General features: G+C 61.0%; 5 protein-coding genes. 4 read left to right on the forward strand and 1 reads right to left on the reverse strand.

From position 1 onward, the window contains the following. The 3 genes from BN2503_RS18575 to BN2503_RS21410 all read left to right on the forward strand — a co-directional run. The coding region (locus BN2503_RS18575; protein WP_148639781.1) for a hypothetical protein at positions 1–481 on the forward strand (481 nt) is incomplete at its 5' end. Positions 482–667: 186 nt separating this feature from the next. Beyond that, on the forward strand, positions 668–1,474 hold the full coding sequence (locus BN2503_RS18580; RefSeq protein ID WP_054258079.1) for an alpha/beta fold hydrolase: 807 nt from the start codon (positions 668–670) through the stop codon (positions 1,472–1,474). Positions 1,475–1,548: 74 nt separating this feature from the next. After that, the gene (locus tag BN2503_RS21410; protein WP_353611903.1) at positions 1,549–2,451 is read left to right on the forward strand and encodes a pyrroline-5-carboxylate reductase family protein; all 903 of its coding nucleotides are present in this window, start codon (positions 1,549–1,551) and stop codon (positions 2,449–2,451) included. Positions 2,452–2,924: 473 nt separating this feature from the next. On the opposite strand, the gene BN2503_RS18590 is transcribed toward BN2503_RS21410, so the two are convergent. After that, a complete protein-coding gene (locus BN2503_RS18590; protein WP_233495132.1) occupies positions 2,925–3,284 on the reverse strand; it encodes a nitroreductase family protein in 360 nt (119 codons plus the stop codon). A gap of 343 nt (positions 3,285–3,627) precedes the next feature. Between BN2503_RS18590 and BN2503_RS18595 the strand changes: the two genes are divergently transcribed. Beyond that, positions 3,628–4,645: Fic family protein (locus BN2503_RS18595; RefSeq protein ID WP_233495133.1), on the forward strand; the 1,018-nt coding region annotated here is incomplete at its 3' end.

The raw sequence follows: 4,645 nt of genomic DNA on the forward strand, positions 1-4,645 counted from the left end.
GCAGAGCGCCAGCAGCCTGGAGCTGTTCCAGCTGAGCACGCTGATCGAGCGGCTGCTGGCCGATCCGCGGCGCATCATTGCCGTGCGCAAGGACATGCACCTGGGCCAGACGGTGCGCTTTGTGGACTGGCGCGATGGCAGCCTGCGCCAGGGCAAGGTCGTGGCCATGCGCGAGACACAGGTCACCTTGCAGGACTTGCAGGAACGCAAAGAATGGAAGCTGCCCTACGCCGCGATCGAACCGCCGCAGCCCGATCCTGCGGAGCATGCTCAAGCGGTGGCGCCTGAGCCGCCCGCTGCACCGCGACCAACGCGCAACGACTTCCGATGTGGCGAGAAGGTGGCCTTCGAGGACAAGTACCTGCAGACCGTGGTGGGCACCATCGTGCGCATCAACAGCCGCACCGCCACCATCGACCCCGGCGACGGCACCCATTGGCGCGTCGGCTTCGCCCTGCTGCGCCACGTCGTAGACGTTTGACTGCCTCCCGTCCTCCTCGTCAAGAGGGTGTTGAGGCGACGCTTACCCAAAAGGCCAGGTACTGATGGCAACAGCCACGCGAGTGGGAAGCAGCAGAAAGTTCGCGCACTATGAAGTCGTGGTGTCAGACAGCGAGCAGCGTCGCATCGCACTGTTCACCTCCTCGGCATACCAACTGGACCAGTGATGCAAGCCACAACAACAGTCCATGCTCGCCCGCATTGGATCGAGAGTTCAAGGGGCAGGCTGTATGCCAAGCGCTGGACGCCGACAGGCGAACACCAAGGCGCGCCTGTTGTGCTGCTGCATGACTCTCTGGGCTGCGTGAGCACTTGGCGCGACTTTCCCCATCGGCTTGCGGCAGCCTCAGGCCGCGAGGTCATTGCCTACGATCGTTTGGGCTTTGGGGAGTCGGCCACACACCCAGGCAAGCTGACAGCCGACTTCGTGCAGGACGAAGCCAAGAATGACTTCATGGCCGTCTGCGAACAGCTCGACTTGAGTAGGTTCGTAGTCATGGGGCATAGCGTGGGTGCAGGCATGGCTGTGGCATGTGCCGCATCGCATCCCAAAGCCTGCGAAGGTCTCGTCAGCGTATCTGCTCAAGCTTGGGTTGATGACGGCATACGTCAAGGAATCCGAGTCGCAGAGCAGCAATTCGACAGCCCGGGTGCCATGGATCGCCTGAGTTCACACCACGGGGACAAAGCCACGTGGGTGCTGCATGCGTGGGTCGACACCTGGCTATCCGATGTATTCAGCACGTGGTCACTTGATGCCCTGCTGCCCAATATCAGGTGTCCGGTGCAGGTCCTGCATGGGGATGGCGACGAGTATGGGTCGGTGCGGCATGCGCAACACATCGCCCAGGAGGTCCGCGGCCCCGCAGTTTTGCACATTTTGAAGGACTGTGGCCATGTGCCTCATCGAACGCATCCTGACGAAACGCTGACCCTGATCCAGACTTTCCTCGCGAAAGAGGCCCAAGCGTGACGGCACCAACAGGCCAACCGTTGCCAGCAGCGCAGCACGAGGTTTTCCTGGGCGGAGGCAACATGGCCTCCGCGATGATTGGCGGACTAACCGCTCAAGGCGTTTCGCCGGAACGGATCACAGTAGTGGCACCCTCCGATGCCACCAGGCAGCGACTGCGATTCCAGTTCCGCGTGGCAGTTCGAGCTCTACCCGATACAACATGGCATGCCACAGATGTAATGGTGCTGGCGGTCAAGCCTCAGCACCTGGGTGAAGCCTTACTGGCGCTGCGCCCCTGGTTGTCAGGCCAATTGGTCGTCAGCCTTGTTGCTGGGGTACGCATACCCACATTGCGCCAATTGCTCGGCACCTCGCGCGTTGTGAGGGCCATGCCTAATGTGGCCGCGCGTGTGGGCCATGGCATGACAGGGCTGTTGGCGTCGCCTGAGTTGGAACCAGACGACCGATCGACCGCAACCTCACTGGCCATGGCAGTGGGACGCTGCATGTGGGTGAACAGCGAAGCCCAGCTGGATGCTGTCACGGCCTTATCGGGTATGACGTCCTCGAGCTCTACGCGCGTCCAACGGCCGCCACCGGCACCAGCCATGCGAGCGCGTGCTTCGTCCCGGAGCTTTCGGCGGCACTCCTCCAACCTCGCGTTCGGCACGCGCAGCTTCTCCGAGAGCAAGGCCTTGATGTCTCGCTCGAGCCGCTCTATGTCCTGGTTTCCGACGATCGCCACCCGTCCCGCTGAACCTGCAGGCAGCGCAGCCTTGATGGAGGTAGCTGTATCTGCGGCCTTCGGCCATAGCCCTGCGCTGCGAACCTGCAGGCCTCGGGCCACTCTGTTCACACCGGCGGATGTCACCAGGAGGTATCGATTCTGCGGATCCACCAGTCGGCTCGCCGCAGACGGGCGGTTTGTTCCGTGCTCAAGCAGTCGTTTCACTTCCGCAACGGACCAGGCATCGCCGCTCCGGAGCTTGGCCTGAACAATCAAGCGGTATTGGTCGACCTTCGCGGTCGTCACCACGCGCCCAGGCTCGGCCTCGGTAAGATCTGCTTCGATGTCTTCCTCGGTGGCCGGCTCGAGGACAACTTCCTTCGCGAACTCACTTGACAGCACTAGGTCGAGCGCCAACCAGACGGAGACGTCGATCTGATATTCGTAGCCGGTCATCGCATGACTGCCGGAGCCGGTCTTTCTTGCTCGGTGCTTTGGTTTTCTTGTTGCTCACGTCTTGTCTTCCCTTCATATGGCGACCTCGTCAACCATCGTGAGCCGTCCCGGGTTTTGTGGAGGCCGGTTGGTTTGAGTCTGGCAGCGGTCATTCAAGGTTTTTGCTTGGAGAAGGACCGGTATTGGATCGCCGATAAGGATCAATCTTCTGGATTTAATGTCGTCCGTACACAACCTGAATCTGCCGCTTACGCCGATAGGCCCGAAGTCAGTACCTGGCCGACATCAGCGCTTCGCGTAGCCCACCGTCTGCGTCAGCAGAATGTGCTGATCATTCGTCAAACCCATGGCTTTCGTCAGCGCATCGCGGTCAAACCAGGCCCGCACCACCGTGCCCAGTCCTTGCGAGGCGCAAAACAGGTAAACGTTCTGCGACAGGGCACCCGCAGCCACCGAGGCGTAGGCCTCACGCTGCGCGGCGGGCACCATCTTCATGCGGCCGTGGTCAGCGACGTAGACCAGGTCCAGAGGCGCGTTGTCGACGAAGTCCTGGTAATCCGTCACACGGCGCACGTCTTCGGCCTTGATGAGCAGCAGCACGTGGCGTTGCGGCTCGTAGCGGTACAGGCCCTGCGGTAGCGCCACGAGCGGAGCCTCTGCAACCTCATGCCCCAGGACAGCGGCGAGCTCAGTTGCTTGGCAAAAACGCTAGTTCACCGACACTGTTTGCACGAGCCGTATACACATCCGCAAATGCTCACCAGAATTTCTGAATAAATTCTTTTAGATCATAAGACTGCATGAGGTCTATGATCCGCAAATGGTGCCACATTTGAACGCTCCAACAGCCCTTGAGCCACTTCTACCCAGCACCCCTCGGGCGGATAAGCTGCTGGAGAAGGCCCATGACCTTCGGATAGAGGCGGCACGGCTGAGCGGTGCCTTCCCAGGCGGCGTGAATACGGAGTTGGGGGTGCTTCTGCAGTCGATGAATGCCTACTATTCGAACAAGATCGAAGGCGAGCACGCCAGCCCACTGCAGATTGCACAGGCACTTTTGGGCAGGTTTTCTCATGAGGCTGAAACGGCCCGGCTTCAGCATTTGGCAGTGGCGCACATACAGACCGAGCGCTGGATCCAAGAATCATCCCCACTCCCAGCCGATCTGTACGCGGCCCATACCGTTAGGTCTATCCACTCCCACCTCTTTAGCCCTCGGGGTCACGAGGATGGGGACGGACTCCCTCCTGGTGAGCAAGGTGGCACCAACAAGGCGACCTATTCGCCTGGGGTGCTACGCACATGTGACGTGGTCATGGGACACCATGTCGCGCCGGGTTGGCAGTGTCTGGGGGCGCTGTTGCAGCAGTGGTCCAAGGGCTACGGGACAGTGCGACCGGGGGAAATGCAGATCGTTGCGGCTGCCGCCGCACACCACCGTCTACTGTGGATGCATCCGTTTGTCGATGGCAACGGACGTGTCGCTCGCCTGCAGACCTTGGCCGTCATGCAGTCTATTGACCTAGCACCAGGGCTCTGGTCGCCACTACGCGGGCTGGCAAGAAGTGGCGGCAGGTATTTCCAGAGGCTGGGTGATGCGGATCAGTCCGGTCTGGATGATCTGGACGCGCAAGGGCCTCTTAGCGAGCGCATGCTGGTGGCGTGGATCGACTTCTTCCTCGACGTGTGGCTGGGCGAGGTGCGCTTCATGCAGCGCATGCTCAATCAGCAAGAGATGTTGGGAAGATTGAGCGCACTGCTCGCGTATGAAACGCAGATGGGCAAACGAGGGTTGCGCATGGAGGCCCTGCGGCCCTTGCACTATCTTTTTGTCACACAAGGCTCGATCACCCGAGGGGATTTCGCGCGCATGACCGGGCTTGGCGAACGCACGGCGACCACACTCATCGGCAAACTACTGGGGGCCGGCCTGTTGCTGTCAGATTCGCCCCGCGGGGTGGTGCGCTTCAGTGTGCCGATGGATGCGTTGCGGTTTTTGTTGCCTA

The organism is Paenacidovorax caeni, assembly GCF_001298675.1.
Taxonomy (GTDB): Bacteria; Pseudomonadota; Gammaproteobacteria; order Burkholderiales; family Burkholderiaceae_C; genus Paenacidovorax; species Paenacidovorax caeni.